We start from the raw sequence: 22,074 nt of genomic DNA on the forward strand, positions 1-22,074 counted from the left end.
CAGATATCTCCGGGGCGACAAGCCCTGGACACAATAACGACGCAGAGACTGCGCCCCCGTAAACACGGGGCGACAATACGAAAATTATTACGCATTCAGAGGGTATTATGGATTTTGAACAGATTTCCCGCTCGCTGCTTCCGCTTCTGGGAGGCAAGGAAAATATCGCCAGCGCCGCGCACTGCGCCACGCGTCTGCGCCTGGTGCTGGTCGATGATTCGCTGGCCGATCAGCAGGCCATCGGCAAAATTGAAGGGGTTAAAGGCTGTTTCCGTAACGCCGGGCAGATGCAGATTATTTTCGGCACCGGGGTGGTGAATAAAGTCTACGCTGCCTTTATTCAGGCGGCAGGGATTGGTGAATCCAGCAAATCGGAAGCCGCCGATATCGCAGCGAAAAAGCTTAATCCTTTCCAGCGCATCGCTCGCCTGTTATCAAACATTTTCGTGCCGATTATCCCGGCTATCGTCGCCTCCGGCCTGTTGATGGGCCTGTTGGGGATGGTCAAAACCTACGGCTGGGTCGACCCGAGCAACGCCATCTACATCATTCTGGATATGTGCAGCTCGGCGGCATTTATTATTCTGCCGATCCTGATTGGCTTCACCGCCGCCCGCGAATTCGGCGGTAACCCTTATCTCGGTGCGACGCTCGGCGGCATACTGACCCACCCGGCTCTCACCAACGCCTGGGGCGTGGCTGCCGGTTTCCACAGCATGAACTTCTTCGGCCTTGAGATTGCGATGATCGGCTACCAGGGCACGGTGTTCCCGGTGCTGCTGGCGGTGTGGTTTATGAGCATCGTTGAGAAGCAGCTGCGTCGTGTGATCCCCGACGCGTTGGATCTGATCCTCACGCCGTTCCTGACGGTGATTATTTCCGGTTTTATCGCCCTGCTGATTATCGGCCCGGCCGGTCGCGCCCTCGGCGATGGCATTTCGTTTATCCTTAGCACCCTGATTACCCACGCCGGTTGGCTGGCCGGGCTGCTGTTCGGCGGCCTCTATTCGGTTATCGTCATTACCGGTATTCACCACAGCTTCCACGCCATCGAAGCCGGGCTGCTGGGCAATCCGTCCATCGGCGTCAACTTCCTGCTGCCGATTTGGGCGATGGCTAACGTCGCCCAGGGCGGTGCTTGTCTGGCGGTATGGTTTAAAACCAAAGACGCCAAAATTAAAGCCATTACCCTACCGTCGGCGTTTTCCGCCATGCTGGGCATCACTGAAGCGGCGATTTTTGGTATTAACCTACGCTTTGTGAAACCGTTTATCGCGGCGCTTATCGGCGGTGCGGCGGGCGGCGCGTGGGTGGTGTCAGTGCACGTCTATATGACTGCTGTAGGCCTGACGGCAATCCCCGGGATGGCTATCGTGCAGGCCAGCTCGCTGCTGAACTATATTATCGGGATGGTTATCGCCTTTGGCGTTGCCTTCGTCGTCTCCCTGGTACTGAAATACAACACGGACGCTGAATAATGTCACTTCCATCACGCCTGCCTGCGATTTTGCAGGCCGTTATGCAGGGCCAGCCGCGCGCGCTGGCCGATAACCACTATCCCCGCTGGCATCATGCGCCGGTAACCGGGCTGATGAACGACCCCAACGGCTTTGTTGAGTTTGCCGGGCGCTATCATCTGTTTTATCAGTGGAACCCGCTCGCCTGCGATCATAAGTTCAAATGCTGGGCGCACTGGAGTTCTGCCGATCTGCTGCACTGGCAGCATGAACCGATCGCCCTGATGCCGGACGAAGAATACGACCGCAACGGCTGCTACTCCGGCAGCGCGGTGGATAACCACGGAACCCTCACCCTGTGCTACACCGGCAACGTCAAATTCGATGACGGTAGCCGAACCGCCTGGCAGTGCCTGGCGACGGAAAACGCCGACGGCACTTTCACTAAGCTCGGCCCGGTATTACCGCTGCCGGAGGGCTATACCGGCCACGTGCGCGACCCAAAAGTCTGGCAGCATGAAGGCCGCTGGTACATGGTGCTGGGCGCGCAGGATCGGCAAAAGCGCGGCAAGGTGCTGCTGTTCAGCTCCGCAAATCTCCATGAGTGGACGAGCGAGGGCGAGATCGCCGGTTACGGCATCAATGACCTGCACGACGCGGGTTATATGTGGGAGTGCCCGGACCTGTTCCCGCTCGGCGACCAACATATTCTGATTTGCTGCCCGCAGGGCATCCCCCGCGAGGAAACGCGCTTTCTTAACACCTACCCGGCAGTGTGGATGGCGGGTGATTTCGACTACGGCCGCGCCGCTTTCAAACATGGCGAACTTCACGAGCTGGACGCCGGATTCGAGTTTTACGCCCCGCAAACCATGCAGACCAGCGATGGCCGCCGCCTGCTGGTCGGCTGGATGGGCGTGCCGGACGGCGAAGAGATGCGCCAGCCGACGCTGGCTAACGGCTGGATCCATCAGATGACCTGCCTGCGCGAACTGGAATTTGTCGACGGCAAGCTCTATCAGCGCCCGCTGCGTGAACTCACCGCCCTGCGCGGCGAAGCGCACGGCTGGCAGGACAGCCCTCTACCGCTGGCACCGATGGAAATCAGCCTCGAAACCGCAAGCGACGACGCGTTAAGCGTCGATTTCGGCGGCACATTGACGCTTGAGCGCGATACCCGCGGGATCCGTCTGGCGCGACGCAGCCTTGCCAGCGATGAAACACACTATCGCTACTGGCGCGGCGAGGTTCGCTCACTGCGAATTTTCATCGACCAGTCGAGCGTGGAAATTTTCATCAATGACGGCGAAGGGGTGATGAGCAGTCGCTACTTCCCGACTTATCCGGCGCTGCTGACTTTCACGGGCAGCAAGCCGGGCGCATTCTGTTACTGGTCGCTGCGCACATGCATGATAGAATAAGCGTTTTGCTTTCAGGCTCATGGCGTCGTGATGAAAACCAAACGCGTTACCATTAAAGATATCGCCGAACTGGCGGGCGTTTCCAAAGCGACCGCCAGCCTGGTGCTGAACGGGCGTGGCAAAGAGCTGCGCGTGGCGCAAGAAACGCGCGAGCGCGTGCAGGCGATTGCCCGCGAGCAGCACTATCAGCCGAGCATTCATGCCCGCTCGCTGCGCGATAACCGTAGCCACACCATCGGACTGGTGGTGCCGGAAATCACCAACTACGGCTTCGCGGTCTTTTCCCATGAGCTTGAGATGCTGTGCCGAGAGGCGGGCGTCCAGCTGCTTATTTCTTGTACCGACGAAAACCCCGGTCAGGAGAGCATGGTGGTGAACAATATGATTGCCCGTCAGGTCGACGGGCTGATTGTTGCCTCCTGCATGCATAACGATGCCGACTATCTGAAGCTCAGCGAGCAGCTGCCGGTGGTGCTGTTTGACCGCTGCCCTAATGAAAGCGGCCTGCCGCTGGTGATGACCGATTCAATTACCCCGACGGCAGAGCTGATTTCTCGTATCGCGCCGTCGCATAGCGATGAGTTCTGGTTTTTAGGCGGTCAGCCTCGCCTGTCGCCATCACGCGACCGTCTGGCGGGATTCACTCAGGGCCTGGCCCAGGCGGGTATCGAACTGCGTCCGGAATGGGTGATCAACGGCAACTATCATCCCAGCTCTGGCTATGAGATGTTCGCCGCCCTCTGCGCCCGTCTCGGTCGGCCGCCAAAGGCGCTGTTTACCGCCGCCTGCGGGCTACTGGAAGGGGTACTGCGCTACATGAGCCAGCACCATTTGCTGGATTCAGACATCCATCTGGCGAGCTTCGACGATCACTATCTCTACGATTCGCTGTCGCTGCGTATTGATACCGTGCAGCAGGACAACCGCCAGCTGGCCTGGCACTGCTACGACCTGATAAGCCAGTTGATTGACGGCAACACGCCAGAGCCCCTACAGCGCTACCTGCCCGCAACGCTGCAGTTTCGTCATCGTTGAAATAACGCGGCATCGGATACCCGTTTTAGACACCGTGCCCGGATTTTTGCCGGGTGGCGGCTGACGCCTTACCCGGCCTACAAAACCGATAATATGCTCAGGCGAATTGGGGAAACGCGCACTTTTATCCCCAGAATAGAAAACACTCACGCATCCAGCCCGCTGATTCGCACCAGGTGCACGGTGAGCCATAGCAGTTCGTTGCCGCCGAGGGTGATATCGAGCTGGGCTTTGACGTAATCGCGGATCAGCAGCGCGCAGCGGTAGGCTTCCGGATACTCCTTAATCACCTGCACCAGCAGAAAACTGTCCCGCGCGCCGTCCAGCTCCCCCTCTTGCAAACGCTGGAGGAAGAACTGCATATGGACCAGAAAGCGCGAGTAGTTAATCGATTCGGTGTCTATCTGCTGCTTAAAGTGGTACTGCACAAGATTAAAAATATCCTTCAGCATTTTCACCGACTGCATGGTCTGCGCCACGTCGTCGCCCTCGCTCTGGCCATTCACCAGATGAAATGCGATATTCCCGGCTTCCTCTTCCGGTAGCTCAATCCCGTACTGCTGACGAATAATCGTCACCGCTTCGCTGGCGACGCGAAACTGCTGCGGATAAAAGCGCCTGACTTCCGGCAGCAGGCGGTTTTGAATGGCGATCCCTTTGCGACTGCGTTCAATAGCAAACGTCAGGTGGTCAGCGAGGGTAAAGAAAATCTGCTCGCGAACCTTACTGGCAAGCTGCATATTGGCGCGGGAAATAATCATCGCCGCCATTTCGATGACCTCATCCGGAATGGTGGAGAGCGCTTCAAGATAACCGCTGCGCACGCCGAGCGTCTGGGTCACAAACAGCTTCTCTATCATCTGCGGGGCAATCTCATCCCCCGGTCGGCTGTTGAAGCCAATACCTTTTCCCATGACGATAACCTCCCTGTTATCGTCATCCATGGAGAGCACCAGGCTATTATTGAGCACCTTCTGAACAATCATCACTGAGACTCGTCGTGGTTACCGTTTTGCGTAATGACATCCTTATACCACCAGAAGCTGCGTTTGCGGATCCTTTGCAGACTCTTCAGGTCATCTTCACCGCGATCGACGTAGATAAAGCCGTAGCGCTTGGCGTAGCCCTGATGCGTGCTGACCACGTCAATCGCCGCCCACGGGCAGTAGCCCATCAGCTCGACGCCATCAGCAATCGCCAGGCGCATTTGCTCAATATGCGCCTGTAAGAACGCGATACGATAGTCATCATTCACCGTCCCGTCATGCTCCAGCTTATCCGGCGCGCCCATGCCGTTTTCGCTGATCAGAATCGGCAAGCCGTAGCGCTCGCACACTTTGCGCAGCGTCAGGCGTAGCCCCACCGGGTCGACCACCCAGCCGTAAGGCGTTTTGCCCACCCACGGATTTTCCGCTGGCCGATAAACCCCCTCTTCGCCCAGCATAATTTGCTGATCGCCCGCGCGCGGAGCAACGTCCGCGCCGTCGCCCCGACTGGCGGCAATCGTCGCGGTGGAGTAGTAGTTAATGGCGATAAAATCCGGCCGCCCCTGCTGCAAAATCAACGCATCTTCTGGCTGCATTTCCGGCGCGAGGCCGCGATCCTCTAAATATGCCCATGCTAAGGCGTTGTAGCGGCCATGCACCGCCACATCCAAAAAGCTCCAGCAGCGCAGCGTTTCCCAGTTATGCGCGGCGATGGCATCTTCCGGTTTGCAGCTTTCGGCGTACATCGAAGTGGTGTTAATCGCCGGGCCGATGCGCAGCCCGGGAAACTCGCGGTGGCACAGGGCGAAGATCTGCGCCTGGGCCAGCATCATATGGTGATTCTGCTGATACAGCGCTTTCTTGTCCGGCAGCTCACGATCCGCAGGCACACCAATCGCGCCGGGGTGCAGGATCATGGTGTTCTGCTCGTTAATCGTCAGCCACAGCGGGACTTTATCGGCAAATTCGCTGAACAGCAGCCGGGCATAGCGCACAAACGCCTCCCCGGTTTTGCGGTTCAGCCAGCCGCCTTTTAGCTCCAGCGCCCAGGGCAGGTCGAAGTGGTACAGAGTGACAATCGGCGTAATGCCGTGGCGCGTCAGGGCGTCAATCAGGCGATGATAAAAGGCCAGCCCGGCTGAATTCACCGCGCCGTCGCCGTCCGGGATGACCCGCGACCAGGCCACCGAAAAGCGATAGGCCTTCAGCCCCATTTGCGCCATCAGCGCGACGTCCTCTTCTACACGATGATAGTGGTCGCTGGCGATACGAAAGTCCGCCGTTCCCGGCGGGTGGCTGAGCATATCAACCACTGACGGTCCTTTACCGTCTTCATTCCACGCGCCCTCGACCTGATAGGCTGAGGTGGACGCCCCCCACAAAAAACCGTCCGGGAACTGCGCTTTGTTTTGATAAATCATGCCTGCGCCTCCTTAGTGGATTGCACCATCAGCTGTTCGCCGTAATCGACCTGCACGGCGGCGGTCAGGCGCAGTGAGTGCTGCTCGTCACCGTTGACCACAATCACCGGAGTAATCAGGTCATACCCGGCCTGTTCGATAGCGGGAATATCAAAGCGGATCAGCTCTTGCCCGGCTTCCACCTTATCGCCCACTTTCAGCACGGAGCTAAAGTGCTGACCGTTAAGATTAACCGTGTCGATACCAATATGGATAAGCAGCTCAAGCCCACTTTCGCTTTGCAGACCCACCGCGTGACACGATGGCAGGAACATCATCACCGTGCCGCTAAACGGCGCGCGCAGTACCCCTTCCTGTGGACGAATCGCCAGGCCCTCACCCAGCAGACCGCCGGAAAAGACATCATCATTCACTTCGCCGAGCGCCACCACCTGGCCGCGCAGCGGGCTGAGCACTTCAATCTCACCCTCACTTTTCGGGCTAACGACAGGCTGCGGCGCCTCGCTGACCTCTTCTTGATCCTCAGGCGTATCTTTAAAGGCGATAAACCAGGTCAGGGTAAAGGTCACCACGATAGAAATCGCGCAGGTCACCAGCGCATGGACGATGTTCATCGGGTTTTCGCCGATAAACGCCGGCAGCGCCGCGAGGCCTGGAGAGACAAACGCGTAGCGCACCAGCCCGCTCACCCCGGCATAAACCCCGGCGCAGCCGCCGCCAATCATCGCGGCAATCAGCACTCGGCGGAACTTGAGCAGCACCCCGTACAGCGCCGGTTCGGTGATCCCCAGCAGCGCGGTAAAGCCCGATGACGAAGCCAGCTGGCGCAGGTTGCTATTTTTGGTTTTCAGCGCCACGCACAGCGTCGCCGCGCCCATTGCCACGTTTGACGCCAGCATCCCCGGTCCGTTAATCATCTCGTAACCGCTTTTACTCAGCTGTCCGGTGGCGATTGGCGTCATCGCCCAGGCGGTGCCGGTAATAATCAGGAAGGGTTGCAGGGTTCCCATCAGCATCGGGATCAACCAGCTGGCGTGGCGGTCGATTGCGCCCGCGCCTGCGGCGACCAGATCGTTAAGCAAAATGCCCGCCGGGCCGACAACCACCAGCGCCAGCGGCGCGGTGATCAACAGAATCAGCATCGGCTTAACGAAGAATTTGATAATCGAGGGTGAGACCTTCTCAGCGAAGCGCTCAACCCACGACATCAGCCACACCGTCAGAATAATCGGCAGCACCGATCCGGCGTAATCGGAAAGCAGAACGTTGATGCCGGCAAAATCGACCGCTTTACCGGCAGCCATCATCTGGCCGATGCCCGGGTGCAGCAGCACGCCCGCAAGGGTCATCGCCAGAATGGGGTTACATTCGAACTTCAGCGACGCCCCGTAGGCCAGCAGCACCGGCAGGAAGAAGAACGCGGCATCAGCAATAATGTTGAGCAGCTGATACGTCGAACTGGTTTCGCTAATCACGCCGGTTAGCTTGAGAATGGCCAGCAGCGCCTTGATCATCCCCGCGCCGGTAATCGCCGGGATCACCGGGGTGAAGGTGGTCGAAATAACGCTGATAATGCGTGCGAAAATGCCGGTCGGTTTGGCGTTTTTGTCGCCGCTTGCCGGACTTTTCTTCTCCGGTAGCGCCTTATTAAGCAGGCGATAAACCTGCTGCACCTCATTGCCAATCACAATCTGGAACTGGCCGCCCTTCTCCACCACGCTTATCACGCCGGGGATAGTGCCAATCTGCGCATCGTTAACCTTTGCGCGGTCGTTGAACTCCATACGCAAGCGGGTCGCGCAATGGGTGAGCATTCGGATATTCTCCGCACCGCCCACCGAGTGGAGGATTTTGTCTGCTGTTTCGTTATAGTTCATAGTGTTCCCTGGTGTTGGGGCAAAAAAAAAGACCAAAACAGAGACGCTCCCCTTGGCGGGAGAGCATTTCTATTTTGGTCTTGCCTGCTTTCGCAGTAGCACGCCATCATAAAAATGGGTTATTTCGGCGGATTATCTAAGCGGCTTTGCTGTATTTCAATCACCAGCGGGTAAAAATGTGATCTTGATTGAGTAAATTCTTAAGTAAATATCAACCGAGAGCCTGCTGACGCAGCCAGCTCTGCAATAGCTTAGCGTTAGGCGTCATATCGCTATCCTGACGTACGCAGAGGTAGTAATCCCGGCCATCATCTATCGCCGAATCGAAGATTTTCACCAGCTCGCCGCTCTTCAGGTAGGGGGCGATCAGCGGCTCACGCATCAGAGCGCAGCCCAGTCCGGCCTGTACGCCCGCCAGAGTCAGCAGGCCATCCTCAAATAATGGCCCCGTCGAGCGCGGTGGACGCTTTACCCCCTGCTGCACAAACCACTGGTTCCAGGTCGTACGCTCCTCGTCGTGCAGTAGCGGCATCTGCAATAGCTGCTCCGGGGTATCAATATGCCCATGCAGACGCAAAAAGGCCTGGCTGCATACCGGCACCATTCTGCCGGAGATCAGCTTTTCGCTCTGATAACCCACCCAGTGGCCGTTGCCAAAGCGGATCGACATATCGGAGGCGTCGCTAAGGTAGTTACGGTGGTTGGCGTAAACCACGTTGATTTCAGTGTTCGGATTAGCATGCACGAACGACGGCAGGCGGGGAATAAACCAGCCCATGCCAAACAGCGGGATCAGGCTGATCGTCACCTGCTGGGTTTGCACCTGATCGACCAGATGCTCAGTGGCCTGGCGCAGCACGTTAAACGCCGCGCGGATCGAGCGATAATACTCCCGCCCCTGCTGGCTGAGGGTCAGCCGCCGCCCCTGGCGTTCGGTGAGCGGGATCTGCAAATAACCTTCCAGTACCTTCAGTTGATGGCTTACCGCCGAGGGTGAAATCGCCAGCTCCTGCGCCGCCAGGGTCACGCTGCCCAGCCGCGCAATCGCCTCAAAAGCGCGCACCGCCCGCAGCGGCGGATCGTTGGCTAAAGTGCTCTCCGACCAGCTAACCGGCCCTTCCGATTGTTCTGTTTTTTTCATATGTTGATTTTCTTAGCGTATTTCCCGATCCGACACATTATTTAATTATATTTAAAATCATAAAGATAGTTAACCACACTTTTATAATAAGAAAGAATATATGCGTATTTTACAATTTAATTCATTTGTTGGATGGTAGCTGTTATTTGAGCATCTTGTCGGAAGAATCAGTTGGACACACTCATACAACAAATTATCAACGGGGTCATGCTCGGCAGCATTTACGCCCTGATTGCGCTGGGCTACACCATGGTGTACGGCATTCTGCGCATTATTAACTTTGCCCACGGCGATATTCTGATGGTCGGCGCGCTGACCACGCTCTCCGGGATGAACGCGCTTAACGCCCACTTTCCCGGCCTGCCGCCGCTGGCGCAGCTGGGGCTGGCGCTGCTGCTGGCCATGGCGGTGTGCGCCCTGCTGGCGATGGCGGTCGAGCGTTTTGCCTACCGTCGCCTGCGCAACGCGCCGCGCCTGGCGCCGTTGATCTCAGGGATCGGCGTTTCAGTTCTGCTGCAAACCGTGGCGATGATCGTCTGGTCGCGCAATCCGCTGATGTTTCCACAGATCCTGCCGATGGACCCGATCGCCGTGACCCACGGCAGCGAAGCGCATCCTCCGGCGATCGTGACCGTTACCGGTATGGTCACCGTCGCGCTGGCCCTGGCGGTCATGCTCGGCCTGTGGCTGCTGGTGGAGTACACCCGTTTAGGACGCGGCATGCGTGCGGTGGCGGAAAACCCACGTATCGCCACGCTGATGGGCGTAAACCCTAACGCCATTATCGCCCTCACTTTCGCCATTGGCGGCGTATTCGCCGCGCTGGCCGGCGTGATGATGGCCAGCAACTACGGCAATGCCAGCTTCTCAATGGGATTTCTGCCCGGCATTAAAGCCTTTACCGCCGCGGTGCTCGGCGGCATCGGTAATATTCGCGGCGCGATGATCGGCGGCCTGCTGCTGGGGCTTATCGAATCCCTCGGCGCGGGCTATCTCGGCGACCTGACCAACGGCGTTTTCGGCAGCAACTATCAGGATATCTTCGCCTTTATGGTGCTGATTCTGGTGCTGGTTTTCCGCCCTGCCGGTTTACTCGGCGAACGCGTCGCTCATCGGGCCTAGGAGATAACAATGACAACAGCACAACTCGACACGCCCATCGTCTCCCGCCGCTTCTGGTCCGGGATGACCCTGTTCGTCTGCGCGCTGCTGGTCGCGCCGATGGTCGCCAGCCAGCTTGGCGGCAACTACTGGGTACGGGTTATCGACTTCGCCCTGCTCTATATCATGCTGGCGCTGGGGCTGAACATCGTGGTCGGCTACACCGGCCTGCTGGATATGGGGTTTATCGCCTTCTACGCCGTCGGCGCTTATCTGGCGGCGCTGCTGGCCTCGCCGCACCTGCTGGATGTGTTCCCGATTTTAAATAGCTGGTTTCCGGACGGCCTGCACACCTCGTGGCTGGTGATTATTCCGCTTGCCGCGCTGGTGGCGGCGGGCTGCGGTATCGTGCTGGGCGCGCCGACGCTGAAGCTGCGCGGCGACTACCTGGCGATTGTCACTCTTGGCTTCGGCGAAATTATCCGCATCCTGATGCGCAACCTCGACCGTCCGGTCAACATCACTAACGGCGCAAAAGGCATCTCCGGTGTCGACACCCTGAGCCTGTTCGGCCTCAAGTTTAGCGGCGTCTATCACTGGTTCGGTTTTAAAGTCCCGGCGCTGTGGTTGTGGTACTACCTGCTAATGCTGGTCATCGTGGCGATTATTTTTGTCTGCCTGCGGCTACAGCATTCGCGCATCGGCCGCGCCTGGCACGCCATCCGCGAGGATGAAGACGTCGCCCGGGCGATGGGGATCAATCTGCGTAACTACAAGCTGCTGGCTTTCGCTATCGGTGCTTCTTTTGGCGGCGTGGCGGGCGCGCTGTTCGGCGCATTTCAGGGCTTCGTTTCGCCGGAATCCTTCACGCTTCAGGAGTCGATTGCGGTGCTGGCGATGGTGGTACTTGGCGGGATGGGGCATATCCCCGGGGTGATCCTCGGCGCGGTGCTGTTGACCGCGCTGCCGGAGCTGCTGCGTAGCCAGGCCGCGCCGGTACAGCAGGCGCTGTTTGGCGAAGTGCTGATTGACCCGGAAATATTGCGCCAGCTGTTTTACGGCCTGGCGCTGGTTGGGGTGATGCTACTGCGTCCTCAGGGCATCTGGCCCGCACGTCATAAAGGAGCAAAAGCATGAGCCTGCTAAGCGTGCGCTATATGACGAAACGCTTCGGCGGCCTGACGGCAGTCGACAACGTGTCGCTCACCATCAACGAGGGTGAAATCTACGGCCTGATCGGCCCCAACGGCGCAGGAAAAACCACCTGTTTTAACCTGATTACCGGGCTTTACCCGGCTGACAGCGGCGAATTCGCTATCGGCGGGGAAGCCTATTTCCCGAAGAATATTGAGAAAGTCACCGCCGCAGGCATCGCCCGCACCTTCCAGAACGTGCGGTTGTTTAACGAAATGTCGGTGCTGGAAAACGTGATGGTGGGCCGCCACGTGCGCACCCGCAACGGTCTATGGGCCGCGCTCTCCCGCCATAAACGCGCTCGCGCCGAAGAGGCGCAGACCCGCGAGCTGGCGTGGCACTGGCTGGACTATACCGGCATCGCGCAGTTCGCCCACTATCGCGCCTGCGACCTCGCCTACGGCCACCAGCGGCGTCTGGAGATTGCCCGCGCGCTGGCTACCGACCCGCGTCTGTTGGCGCTGGATGAACCGGCTGCCGGGATGAACGCCGCCGAGAAAATGGCCCTTGGCGAACTACTGCTGCGCATTCGTGATGACGGCAAAACGCTGCTGATGATTGAGCACGACGTCAAGCTGGTGATGGGGATCTGCGATCGCCTGATGGTGCTGGATTATGGCAAAACGTTAACCAGCGGCACGCCGGAAACCGTACGCCGCGATCCGGCGGTGATCGCCGCCTGGCTGGGAGGCAATGTCCATGTCTGATTTATTAACCGTCAACCAGTTGGGCGTCCATTACGGCGGCATCCAGGCGGTGCGCGACGTCTCTTTCAGCGTGAAAGAGGGTGAACAGACCACGCTGATTGGCGCCAACGGGGCGGGCAAAAGCTCAACCGTCCGCGCCATTACCGGGCTGGAACCCTTTAGCGGCGACATTCTGTTTAACGGCAAGCCGATACGCAAACGCCGGGCCGAATCCCTGCTGCGTGAAGGGCTGGTGATGGTGCCGGAAGGTCGCGGCATCTTCGCGCGCATGACGGTGCTGGAAAACCTGCAAATGGGCGCGTGGCTGCGACGCGACGCGGCGGCGGTCAAACAGGAGATGCGTGCCATTTTCGAAAACTTTCCGCGTCTTGGCGAACGTCAGCATCAGCTGGCGGGGCTGCTCTCCGGCGGCGAACAGCAGCTGCTGGCGCTCAACCGCGCCCTGCTCAGCCAGCCGCGCCTGCTGATCCTCGACGAACCCTCGATGGGTCTGGCGCCGCTAATGGTCGAAAACATTTTTCGCGTCATCGCCACCCTGCGCCAGCGCGGCGTCGCGCTGCTGCTGATTGAGCAGAACGCACGCCTGGCTCTTGAGGCCACCGACAGCGCCTGGGTGATGGACAGCGGCAGCATCGTCGAGCGCGGTCCGTCGCAGACGCTGCTGGCCGATGACCGTATTGCACAGATTTATTTGGGCGAAATGCCCGTTTAACACACCAACCAGCATCAGGGAAAAACAATGAAAACAGTAAAAATCAGTGCGCTCAGCGCCGCTATTCTGCTCAGTGGTTTTGCCTCATCCACCGCGTGGTCTGCGGCCAGCGAAACCGTCATTATCGGCCTGGCAGGCCCGCTGACCGGCCCTTCCGCACGTATTGGCAAGGACCTGGAAAACGGCGCGCAGCTGGCGATTGACGATATCAACAAGCAGCACCCAACCATCGGCGGCAAGGCAGTAACCTTCAAGCTGCAATCGGAAGACGATCAGTCCGACCCGCGCACCGCCGTCGCCGTCGCCCAGCGCCTGGTCGATAGCGGCGTCGCGGGCGTGGTCGGTCACTGGAATACCGGCACCAGCATTCCTGCCGCGCGGGTTTACCACGATGCGGGTATAGCCCAGGTTGCGCCGGTCGCCACCGGGCACGCCTATACCAAACAGGGCTTCGACACCAGCTTTCGCGTGATGGGCCACGATGATGACGGCGGCCAGTTTGCCGGTCAGTACGCGGTGCAAACCCTGAAGGCCAAACGCATTGCGGTTATCGATGACCGTACCGCCTTCGGCCAGGGGCTGGCGGATGAGTTTATTAAGTCGCTGGAAGCGCAGGGAATCAAAATCGTTGACCGCCAGTACGTCGATGACAAAACCGTCGATTTCAGCGCGGTGCTGACCGCGATCCGCAGCAAAAACGCCGACCTGATTTTCTTCGGCGGCGTCGATAGCCAGGCTGCTCCGCTGGCTCGCCGCATTAAACAGCTGGGCATGAACTCTACCCTGATGGGCGCAGGCGGCTTCGTTAGCCAGACATTCCTCCAGTTGGCGCAGAAAGAGGGCGACGGCGTGGTGGCGCTGGAGCCGGGACTGCCGGTCGAACAGATGCCGGGCGGTAAGGCCTTTGAGCAGGCTTACCAGTCGCGCTATCACACCCATATCGAGCTGCATGCGCCGTTCGCCTATGACGCCACCCGCGTGCTGGTTGCAGCGATGGAAAAAGCCGACTCCGTCGACCCGGCCGACTATCTGCCCGCACTGCGCGCCATTAGCTATTCCGGGGTCACCGGACAAATCGCCTTTGATAAAGAGGGCAACCTGAAATCGCCAACCTTTACCGTCTACAAAGTCGTCGACGGAAAATGGCAGCCGCAAACCGTACTCGGCGGCGCACAAACGAAGTAACGCAGTGAGGCAATGTGATGAGTGATAATAATGAGCTGGGCATTCTCGCCCGCCGCAAAATTGAAGCAGAAATAATCAAGCCGATTTACGACATCCTGGTGCGCGAGATAGGTAAAGCTCGCGCCCAGGCCGTTATCGGCGAAGCGATTGAAAACGCCGCCATTGAGGCGGGAAAAGCATTTGCCAGCCAGGAGCCGAACGGCGCGGATATCCAGAGCTTTGTCGCCCTGCAGTATCTGTGGGAGAAAGATAACGCCCTGGAGGTCAAGGTGCTGGACGCCGACGACCAGCAGTATAACTACAACGTCAACCGCTGCCGCTACGCCGAGATGTACCACGAAATGGGACTGGGCGAAATTGGCCACCTGCTCTCCTGCGCCCGCGACGACAAGTTTATCGTCGGCTACGCCCCGGACGTGGAGCTGACCCGCACCACCACCATTATGCAGGGTGGAAAGTGCTGCGACTTCCGCTATCGCGTGAAAAAGGACCAGCCATGATAACCGTCAACGGCGAACGTCTGTGGTCGACGCTCAACGAGATGGCCCTTATCGGCGCGACGCCGGCGGGCGGCGTAACCCGGCTGACGCTGAGCGACGAGGACCGCCAGGCGCGCGACCTGCTGCGCCAGTGGGCGCAGGAAGCCGGTTTTTCCTGCGAAGTCGATAGCATGGGCAATATGTTTATCCGCCGCGCCGGTAAAAATTCGCAGCTTGCCCCGGTGCTGACCGGTTCGCACGTCGACTCTCAGCCGCTCGGCGGCCGCTATGACGGGATTTACGGCGTGCTGGCCGGACTGGAGGCGTTGCGCACGCTAAACGATCTCGGCGTTGAGACCGAACGCGATATCGTGCTGGTGAACTGGACCAATGAAGAAGGGGCACGCTTTGCCCCGGCAATGCTGGCATCCGGCGTCTGGGCCGGACAGTTTAGCGAAGCCTATGCGCTCGCCCGTGAAGATCGCGACGGCATCAGCGTCGGCGAGGCGCTGGAGGCTATCGGCTATCGCGGCGAACGCCCGACTGCCGCCTTCCCGCTGCACGCCTGCTACGAAGTGCATATCGAACAGGGGCCGATTCTGGAAGAAGAAGGCGTTGATATCGGCCTCGTCCACGCGGCAATGGGTCAGCGCTGGTTCAACGTCACGCTGGAGGGTTTTTCCGCCCACGCCGGAACCACGCCGATGGGCAGCCGCCGCGATGCGTTGACTGCTTTCGCCGAGCTGGCGCTGGCGGTTGAGCAAATCGGCATCGCGCACAACCCCGACGGCCGGGCGACGATTGGCATGGCGCAGGTGATCCCGGGATCACGTAACGTGGTGCCGGGCCGCGTGATGTGCAGCGTCGAGTTTCGTCATCCGCAAACCGCAGCGCTGGAAGCCATGGAGCAAGCTCTGCATGGCGCAGCTGGCGTGCTGGCAGAGCGCGGCGTGGCGGCAAACGTCGAGCGTATTTTCGATTACGCGCCGATTGCCTTTGACGCCGGGTGCCTGGCGCGCAGCCAGCGAGCGGCAGAGGCATTGGGCTACAGCGCCAGGACCATGGTTTCTGGTGCCGGTCACGATACCTGCTATATCAGTAAGGTCGCGCCCGCCAGCATGATTTTCATCCCCTGCGAGAAAGGGATTAGCCATAACGAGGCGGAGAATATTCTGCCCGCGTGGGCGGAGAAAGGGGCCAACGTGCTGCTCAACAGTTTGCGCCTTGCTGCCGATGAGCAGGAGCCGGGTAGCGCGTAAACGAGCAACCAGCCCGCAGCAATTCACGCTGCGGGCTATCTTTGAGTTAATGCTTCTTGCGGTTACGCCGCATATCGATGGTCACCGCCGCGACGATAATGATGCCTTTGATAATATCCTGCACGTAGGCGTCGACGCCGACAAAGGTAAACCCGCTTTTAATCAGGCCGAGGATCATCGCGCCGATTAAGGTCCCGGTAATGCGCCCCACCCCGCCCATCAGGCTGCTGCCGCCAATGACCGCTGCGGCAATCGCATCCAGCTCATAGGACATTCCCATGCTCGACTGCCCGCTGCTGACGCGCGCCGCCAGCACCACGCCCGCGAGGCCGGAGAGCGCCCCGGCGATGGTATAGACGATCACCAGGTACTTATTCACGTTAATACCGGAGACCTTTGCCGACGTCATATTGCCGCCGATGGCGTACACGTATTTGCCATAGCGGGTATGTTTCAGGGCAATGTGAAATACCGCGGCGACGACGAAGAAAATAATCACCGGCATCGCCCCCTGGCCGATAGCGGTAAAGCTGTCGGATAAGAAGCTAATCGGGTTGCCCTGGGTGTAATACTGCGCGAGGCCGCGCGCCGACACCATCATCCCCAACGTCGCGATAAACGGCGGAATACCGGTGCGGGTGACGAGAAACCCGTTGGTTAATCCGCACAGCAGGCCGACGCCGATCCCGGCACCAATCGGAATGACCGCAGGCATATTGACCAGCGACGGGAACATCGGCGTCAGGCTGTCGGAGGTTTGCGCGAGGCTTGCCGCCACCACGGCGGCAAGGGCAATGACCGAGCCTGAAGAGAGGTCAATCCCGGTGGTAATAATGACCTGCGTCACCCCCACCGCGATAATGCCGATAATCGCCACTTGCAGAACAATTAATATCAGGCGGTTGGTATTCATTAAAAAGGACTGGTCGCGCACGTACCAACCGGCAATTTCAAAAGTCAGGGCAATCACCAACATGACGATAAATATTCCGGTATCTTTCGGCAGTCGGTGGCGTAATTGCCCAAAGAAGGAGGGCTTATCATTGACCGGGGTCGCCGTTATTTTCATATTGCTCATTCTCTGTGCCTCAATGGGATGCCAACGACAAAATGGTTTCCTGGTCGGCGTCCTCTTTATCAAGGATGCCGGTAATACGCCCTTCATGCATCACCATCACCCGGTCGCTCATGCCGAGAATTTCAGGTAATTCAGACGAGACCATAATCACCGCCACGCCGCGGTTCGCCAGTTCGCTAATCAGATGATAAATTTCCGCTTTCGCCCCGACGTCGATTCCGCGCGTTGGCTCATCGAGAATCAGTATTTTCGGCTGGGCTAAAAGCCAGCGGGCAATCAGCACTTTTTGCTGATTGCCGCCGCTAAGGTTATTAATAATCTGATCCATCGTTGGGGTTTTAATATTCAGGCGGCGGATCTGCTCCATGCAGTCTTCGGCCATTTTGAGATGCTGAACAAAGCCGGTTTTACCAATATATTCCGGCATTTTGACGATGCTCATATTCTCCAGTACCGATAACACCAGAAACAGACCGGACTTTTTGCGGTCTTCGGTGAGCAGCGCCATACCTTTTTCGATGGCCGTTGACGGCGAATCGATATTAACTGGCATACCGTCTATCAGCACTTCGCCACTATCGGCTTGTTCCATGCCAAACAGGCTCTCCATCACTTCGCTACGCCCGGCCCCCACCAGCCCGGCCACGCCAAGGATTTCACCACGCCGCACGCTAAAGTTGATATCGTGAAAAACCCCTTTACGCGTCAAATTGCGCACCGTCAGCACCTCTTCGCCAATGGTGTTATTAAACTTGGGAAAGAGCTGGGTTAGCTCCCGGCCAACCATCTGGGTAATCAGCGACTGGCGGGTAAACTCGGTGGTATTTTGACTGCCCACCCAGGTGCCATCGCGAAATACGCTGATTTCATCGGTAATCGCGAATATCTCATCCATCTTATGGCTGATGTAAATAATGGCTTTTCCCTGCTGGCGCAAATCGCGAATAATGGTAAACAGGTGCGCCACTTCGCTCTCGGTTAATGCCGAGGTTGGCTCATCCATAATCACAATATCCGCATTCCAGGAAACCGCTTTGGCAATTTCCACCATCTGCTGGGCGGCGATACTTAACTCCCCCACCAGCCGGTCAGCGGATAAACGGATATTCAGTTTATTCAGCAGTTCCTGAGTCTGGCGGGTAAGCTGGCGATGATCGACAAAGCCATATTTCATCGGCTCACGGCCCAGCCAGATATTTTCCGCCACCGTCATATGCGGTACCAGATTAAGCTCCTGATGGATCATCGAGATCCCGGAGCGCAGCGCGTCCATCGTATCCTGAAACTGGACCGGCTCTCCTTTGACGCGGATCGCGCCTTTATCGGGGCGATAGATCCCGATAAGGCATTTCATTAACGTCGATTTCCCGGCGCCGTTTTCGCCCATTAGCGCGTGCACCGTCCCCGGGCGCACGCGTAATGAGACATTGTCGAGCGCCTTCACGCCAGGGAAGAATTTGCTGATACCTTCGGCTTCAAGTGCAAAAGCGTTCATACGTCCACCTCCAAACCACTGAGCAATTATTTCTGGTTGCGGTTCACAAACTCGGCCATGTTGTCTTTGGTGATCAGTTGGTAAGGAACGTCGATGATCTTTTCCACTTTCTCGCCGTTAGCGAGCTTAACGGCGGCATCAACCGCACCTTCGCCCTGCCCTTTCGCGTCCTGGAAAATGGTGGCGATCATCTTGCCGTTTTTGAGCATTTGCAGCGCATCAGGCGTGCCGTCCACCCCAGCGATAAGAATGTGGTTCGGGTTTTTACCCAGCGCCTGCAGCGCACCGATGGCCATTTCATCGTTGTTGGACGCGATGGCCTGAATATCATCGCCGCTGGTCATCCAGTTGCTGACCACGTCAACGGCGTCGTTACGCATAAATTTGGCGGTCTGTTTTTGCACAATTTTGATATCCGGGTACTTCGCTACCACCTCTTCGACGCCTTTGGTGCGGTCGCGGGTCGATTCATTCGCCAGGTCGCCGAGCAGAATGGCGACGTTGCCTTTACCGTTCATCGCCTTGGCTAACGCTTCCATCTGTAAGCGCCCCGCCAACACGGAATCAGAGCCGACATAGGCCATTTTGTCGGTCAGCTGCGCCTGCGGGCGGCGGTTCACAAAGACCAGCGGAATCCCCGCTTTGGTGGCCTGGTCCATAATCGGCTTCACCGCGTTGGTGTCGACCGGGTTGACGATAATCACATCGACGCCCTGGCCAATAAAGTTCTGCACCTGCTGTAGCTGCTGCGAGACGTCACCTTTGGCATCTTCCACCTGCGACTTAACGCCGTCTTTTTGCATCTCTTTTTGCATGGCGGTGCGCAGAATCGTCAGGAAGTTGTCATCAAATAGCGCCATGGACACACCGACCGAAATATCTTTCGCCATCACGACCGCTGGCAGCATGCAGGCTATCAAAGAGGCAACAACCGTTTTCTTGATATTCATAGTTGATCCTTTATTTACAGGTACATCGGTTAGGTAAGATAAAATGAAAAATTAATTTCATTAATTGTGCATTAAGCGCCTGCTTTTTCAGCTTTTCGAAAAAACGGACCGCGCGCTGGCGCATTTTTCACTGTTGATCGGAATCACAAAATTCAGTTGTTTTAGAATGTGTTTTTAAAACATCAGTCCATTTATTACGGAAGAAACATTCCAGACTATTTATTTCATTAACAACACATATGAAACTTTTATAAGTAAATAACTGAAATGAAAATTTTAAAACTACGTGTTAACAGAACTTTGACACACATCTAACATTGACGCATAAATGCGCAAAAAATGAGAGGCAGGCGACGATTTGGGGCGCTGTGAGACAAGCCTTGCGGGGAGTTCAAAAAGAAGAATAAGAGCGCTCAGTCGACGTTTTCAGCGCTATAGAGGATAAATTCGACCCTACCATCGCTAAAAACATCCGGTTGATAGCCGGTCTCAAGATGGCGCAGAGCCAGCTCCACCGCCAGCTGGGCGTGCTGGCGAGGGTTTTGATCGAGCGTCAAGGCCATTCCACCCTGCGCCAACTGCTCACGGGTGGTGCTGTATCGTTCATGGGTAATCCAGCAGCATTCGCCATAGCGACGATGGCGGGCCAGAGCCTGCGCTACCTGCGTATTGCCAAGGCCGGTATTGTAGATGCCGACGACATCGCGATTGCGGTTCAGGGCTTTCTCCAGCAGGCGGTCGATTTGCTGTCGGTTATCCTCCCCCGCCAGTACCTCGCCCAGTTGTAGATGAGGAAAACGCTGGCTGATCACATCGCGAAAGCCCTGAATACGCGAGCGATGGGCGCTGAAGTCCTGGCGACCGCTAAGCATCAGCACTTCGCCGGAACGATGGGCCATCAGTCCCATCATCATGCCTGCGGTGCGCCCCGCCTGCTGCTGATTAATCCCCACGTGACAGAGCCTCTGCGCTTGCGGAAGGTCGGTGACCAGCGTAATCACCGGCACGTTTACCTCCCGGCACTGACGCAGCGCCTCGTAGACCCGCGGATGTTCGTTGCCAAAGACAATGATCGCATGGCGCTTTTTACTGCTGCGGATAATGCTTTTCGCCAGTTTTTCTGGCTCTGATTCCGCCACCAGCGTGCGGTGCAGCGTAAGACGACGATAGCCAAGACTATCCGCCACGTCGGCGAAATCCTGCGTCAGGCGGGAGAAAAAAAGCGAATCATTGGCGCTGAGGAGCACTTCGATTTGCCACGGTAGGCGACGCTCTTGTGGCAAAATCCGCTTCAGCCCGGCTTCACGAGCCGCCTGCAACACTCTGCGGGTGGTTTCCGGCGATACGCCACCGCGCTCGTTGAGCACCCGATCAACGGTCGCCACGCCAACGCCAATCTGCTTAGCCAGTTCCTCCAGCGAAATGCTTTTCATCGCTCCCCTCACCATGATGGAAATCCATCAAAACGCCTGTGTCGGTCAGTGTAGCAAACGGATTACTTTGGCAGCGGTAAATCCCTTTTGCTGGAGAAGAAAAATGACCTGCATTCGTTTTGCACTGTTAGGCAGCGGTTTTATCGGCCAGGTTCACGCCGCCAGCCTTGCTCGCCATGAACATACCGTTCTGGCCATGGTGGCTGATGCCGACCCCGATCGGGCGAAGGCGCTGGCCTCCCGTTACGGCGCGCGGGCGGTCACCGTCGCTGACGCCATCAATAGCGATGCGATTGATGCAGTGCTGATCGCCAGCTCAACCCCATCACACGCGGAGCTGCTGGAGGCCGCGGCGCGCGCCGGGAAAGCCGTCTACTGCGAAAAACCCATCGATCTTTCGCTGGCTCGCGCACGTGAGGTTGTCGAGAAAGTGCTGCCGCTCAAAGTGCCGGTAACCGTGGGGTTTAACCGCCGCTTTGACGCCAGCCACCAGCAGCTGCGCCGCCAGGTTGAGGCCGGAGCTATCGGCAAAATCGAGCTGGTACAGATGGTGTGCCGGGCATCGGTTATGCCGCCGCTGGAGTATCTGCGCAGCTCCGGCGGCCAGATGCGCGACCAGGCGATTCACTTTTTTGACCTGCTGCGTTTTCTTACCGGCGATGAAGTGACGACCGTCGCCGCCATGGGGGGCGCGCTGGCGATGCCGGAGATCGCCGGATTCGATGATGTCGACACCTCCATTCTGCTGCTGAGAATGCGCGGCGGCGGGCTGGCACAGCTGGACAATACCCGGCGTACCGGCCACGGCTACGATGAACGCGTTAGCCTGCTCGGAGCGGATGGCGTGGTAGAGTCCGGCAGTCAGACATCACGCGGCGTGACGCTGTGGCAAGGAGATCGCTGCATTCAGCCCGGTCTGTATCCGAACTGGTTCAGCCGTGTCCAGGGTTCATATTATCAGCATCTGGATGCTTTTGTCCGGTCGCTGCGCGGAGAAAACGTACCGGATCTGCCGGGGCTGCTGGACGGTTTGCAGGCGCAGGCTATCGCTGAAGCCGCCGTTATTTCATTGCAACATGGGCAATTTGTTAACGTTGAACAACTGGCGTAAACAAAGCCCCGTATGCTCGCAAGCGTATGGGG

General features: G+C 57.9%; 19 protein-coding genes. 11 read left to right on the plus strand and 8 right to left on the minus strand.

Translation table 11 applies throughout. The features are described from left to right. Positions 1–107 precede the first annotated feature (107 nt). Genes ACMYSL_RS21370 through ACMYSL_RS21380 form a run of 3 tightly spaced genes read left to right on the plus strand, consistent with a single transcriptional unit; the run spans position 108 to position 3,913 of the window. Positions 108–1,478, plus strand: a complete 1,371-nt coding sequence (locus tag ACMYSL_RS21370) for a sucrose-specific PTS transporter subunit IIBC (protein ID WP_110273188.1) — start codon at positions 108–110, stop codon at positions 1,476–1,478. After that, complete coding sequence (locus ACMYSL_RS21375; protein WP_434659884.1) at positions 1,478–2,878, plus strand: sucrose-6-phosphate hydrolase; 1,401 nt, start codon at positions 1,478–1,480, stop codon at positions 2,876–2,878. The genes ACMYSL_RS21370 and ACMYSL_RS21375 overlap by 1 nt, the downstream gene beginning before the upstream one ends. 30 nt (positions 2,879–2,908) lie before the next feature. Then, positions 2,909–3,913, plus strand: coding sequence for a LacI family DNA-binding transcriptional regulator (locus ACMYSL_RS21380; protein WP_434659885.1), 1,005 nt, complete (start codon positions 2,909–2,911; stop codon positions 3,911–3,913). A gap of 146 nt (positions 3,914–4,059) precedes the next feature. Here ACMYSL_RS21380 and licT read toward each other — a convergent pair whose 3' ends face one another. From licT to ACMYSL_RS21400, 4 genes are all read right to left on the minus strand, one after another. Beyond that, the gene (gene licT, locus ACMYSL_RS21385) at positions 4,060–4,899 is read right to left on the minus strand and encodes a BglG family transcription antiterminator LicT (RefSeq protein ID WP_182237090.1); all 840 of its coding nucleotides are present in this window, start codon (positions 4,897–4,899) and stop codon (positions 4,060–4,062) included. Beyond that, positions 4,899–6,320, minus strand: coding sequence for a glycoside hydrolase family 1 protein (locus ACMYSL_RS21390; RefSeq protein ID WP_434659886.1), 1,422 nt, complete (start codon positions 6,318–6,320; stop codon positions 4,899–4,901). Before ACMYSL_RS21390 ends, licT begins: the two co-directional genes overlap by 1 nt. Continuing rightward, the gene (locus tag ACMYSL_RS21395; protein WP_434659887.1) at positions 6,317–8,197 is read right to left on the minus strand and encodes a beta-glucoside-specific PTS transporter subunit IIABC; all 1,881 of its coding nucleotides are present in this window, start codon (positions 8,195–8,197) and stop codon (positions 6,317–6,319) included. The genes ACMYSL_RS21390 and ACMYSL_RS21395 overlap by 4 nt, the downstream gene beginning before the upstream one ends. 211 nt (positions 8,198–8,408) lie before the next feature. After that, positions 8,409–9,338, minus strand: coding sequence for a LysR substrate-binding domain-containing protein (locus ACMYSL_RS21400; RefSeq protein ID WP_112215354.1), 930 nt, complete (start codon positions 9,336–9,338; stop codon positions 8,409–8,411). Positions 9,339–9,545: 207 nt separating this feature from the next. Between ACMYSL_RS21400 and ACMYSL_RS21405 the strand changes: the two genes are divergently transcribed. Genes ACMYSL_RS21405 through ACMYSL_RS21435 form a run of 7 tightly spaced genes read left to right on the plus strand, consistent with a single transcriptional unit; the run spans position 9,546 to position 15,975 of the window. After that, positions 9,546–10,460: a branched-chain amino acid ABC transporter permease gene (locus ACMYSL_RS21405; protein WP_228727528.1), complete on the plus strand. Its 915-nt coding sequence runs from the start codon at positions 9,546–9,548 to the stop codon at positions 10,458–10,460. Between the two features lie 9 nt (positions 10,461–10,469). After that, entirely contained in the window at positions 10,470–11,576 is a 1,107-nt protein-coding gene (locus ACMYSL_RS21410; protein ID WP_112215356.1) for a branched-chain amino acid ABC transporter permease, read from the plus strand. Continuing rightward, positions 11,573–12,340, plus strand: a complete 768-nt coding sequence (locus ACMYSL_RS21415; RefSeq protein ID WP_434659888.1) for an ABC transporter ATP-binding protein — start codon at positions 11,573–11,575, stop codon at positions 12,338–12,340. Before ACMYSL_RS21410 ends, ACMYSL_RS21415 begins: the two co-directional genes overlap by 4 nt. Beyond that, positions 12,333–13,052, plus strand: a complete 720-nt coding sequence (locus ACMYSL_RS21420; RefSeq protein ID WP_434659889.1) for an ABC transporter ATP-binding protein — start codon at positions 12,333–12,335, stop codon at positions 13,050–13,052. Before ACMYSL_RS21415 ends, ACMYSL_RS21420 begins: the two co-directional genes overlap by 8 nt. Positions 13,053–13,079: 27 nt before the next feature. Beyond that, positions 13,080–14,237 (plus strand): branched-chain amino acid ABC transporter substrate-binding protein, encoded by a 1,158-nt coding sequence (locus tag ACMYSL_RS21425; protein WP_434659890.1) that lies wholly within the window; start codon positions 13,080–13,082, stop codon positions 14,235–14,237. A 17-nt stretch (positions 14,238–14,254) separates the two neighbouring features. Continuing rightward, on the plus strand, positions 14,255–14,737 hold the full coding sequence (locus ACMYSL_RS21430) for an L-2-amino-thiazoline-4-carboxylic acid hydrolase (RefSeq protein ID WP_139538534.1): 483 nt from the start codon (positions 14,255–14,257) through the stop codon (positions 14,735–14,737). Continuing rightward, complete coding sequence (locus tag ACMYSL_RS21435) at positions 14,734–15,975, plus strand: Zn-dependent hydrolase (protein ID WP_434659891.1); 1,242 nt, start codon at positions 14,734–14,736, stop codon at positions 15,973–15,975. Before ACMYSL_RS21430 ends, ACMYSL_RS21435 begins: the two co-directional genes overlap by 4 nt. A gap of 46 nt (positions 15,976–16,021) precedes the next feature. On the opposite strand, the gene ACMYSL_RS21440 is transcribed toward ACMYSL_RS21435, so the two are convergent. From ACMYSL_RS21440 to ACMYSL_RS21455, 4 genes are all read right to left on the minus strand, one after another. Then, positions 16,022–17,044, minus strand: coding sequence for an ABC transporter permease (locus ACMYSL_RS21440; protein WP_180349565.1), 1,023 nt, complete (start codon positions 17,042–17,044; stop codon positions 16,022–16,024). A gap of 19 nt (positions 17,045–17,063) precedes the next feature. Further along, positions 17,064–18,548 carry a sugar ABC transporter ATP-binding protein gene (locus ACMYSL_RS21445; RefSeq protein ID WP_287855208.1) on the minus strand — a complete coding sequence of 495 codons (1,485 nt, stop codon included), beginning with the start codon at positions 18,546–18,548 and terminating at the stop codon, positions 17,064–17,066. A gap of 26 nt (positions 18,549–18,574) precedes the next feature. Further along, complete coding sequence (locus tag ACMYSL_RS21450; RefSeq protein WP_110273172.1) at positions 18,575–19,498, minus strand: sugar ABC transporter substrate-binding protein; 924 nt, start codon at positions 19,496–19,498, stop codon at positions 18,575–18,577. A gap of 413 nt (positions 19,499–19,911) precedes the next feature. Beyond that, the gene (locus tag ACMYSL_RS21455; protein WP_434659892.1) at positions 19,912–20,931 is read right to left on the minus strand and encodes a LacI family DNA-binding transcriptional regulator; all 1,020 of its coding nucleotides are present in this window, start codon (positions 20,929–20,931) and stop codon (positions 19,912–19,914) included. Positions 20,932–21,034: 103 nt separating this feature from the next. On the opposite strand from ACMYSL_RS21455, the gene ACMYSL_RS21460 reads away from it, so the two are divergent. Continuing rightward, positions 21,035–22,042 (plus strand): Gfo/Idh/MocA family oxidoreductase, encoded by a 1,008-nt coding sequence (locus ACMYSL_RS21460; protein ID WP_434659893.1) that lies wholly within the window; start codon positions 21,035–21,037, stop codon positions 22,040–22,042. Positions 22,043–22,074 lie beyond the last annotated feature (32 nt).

Source organism: Klebsiella sp. MISC125, assembly GCF_051131775.1.
Classification (GTDB): Bacteria; Pseudomonadota; Gammaproteobacteria; order Enterobacterales; family Enterobacteriaceae; genus Klebsiella.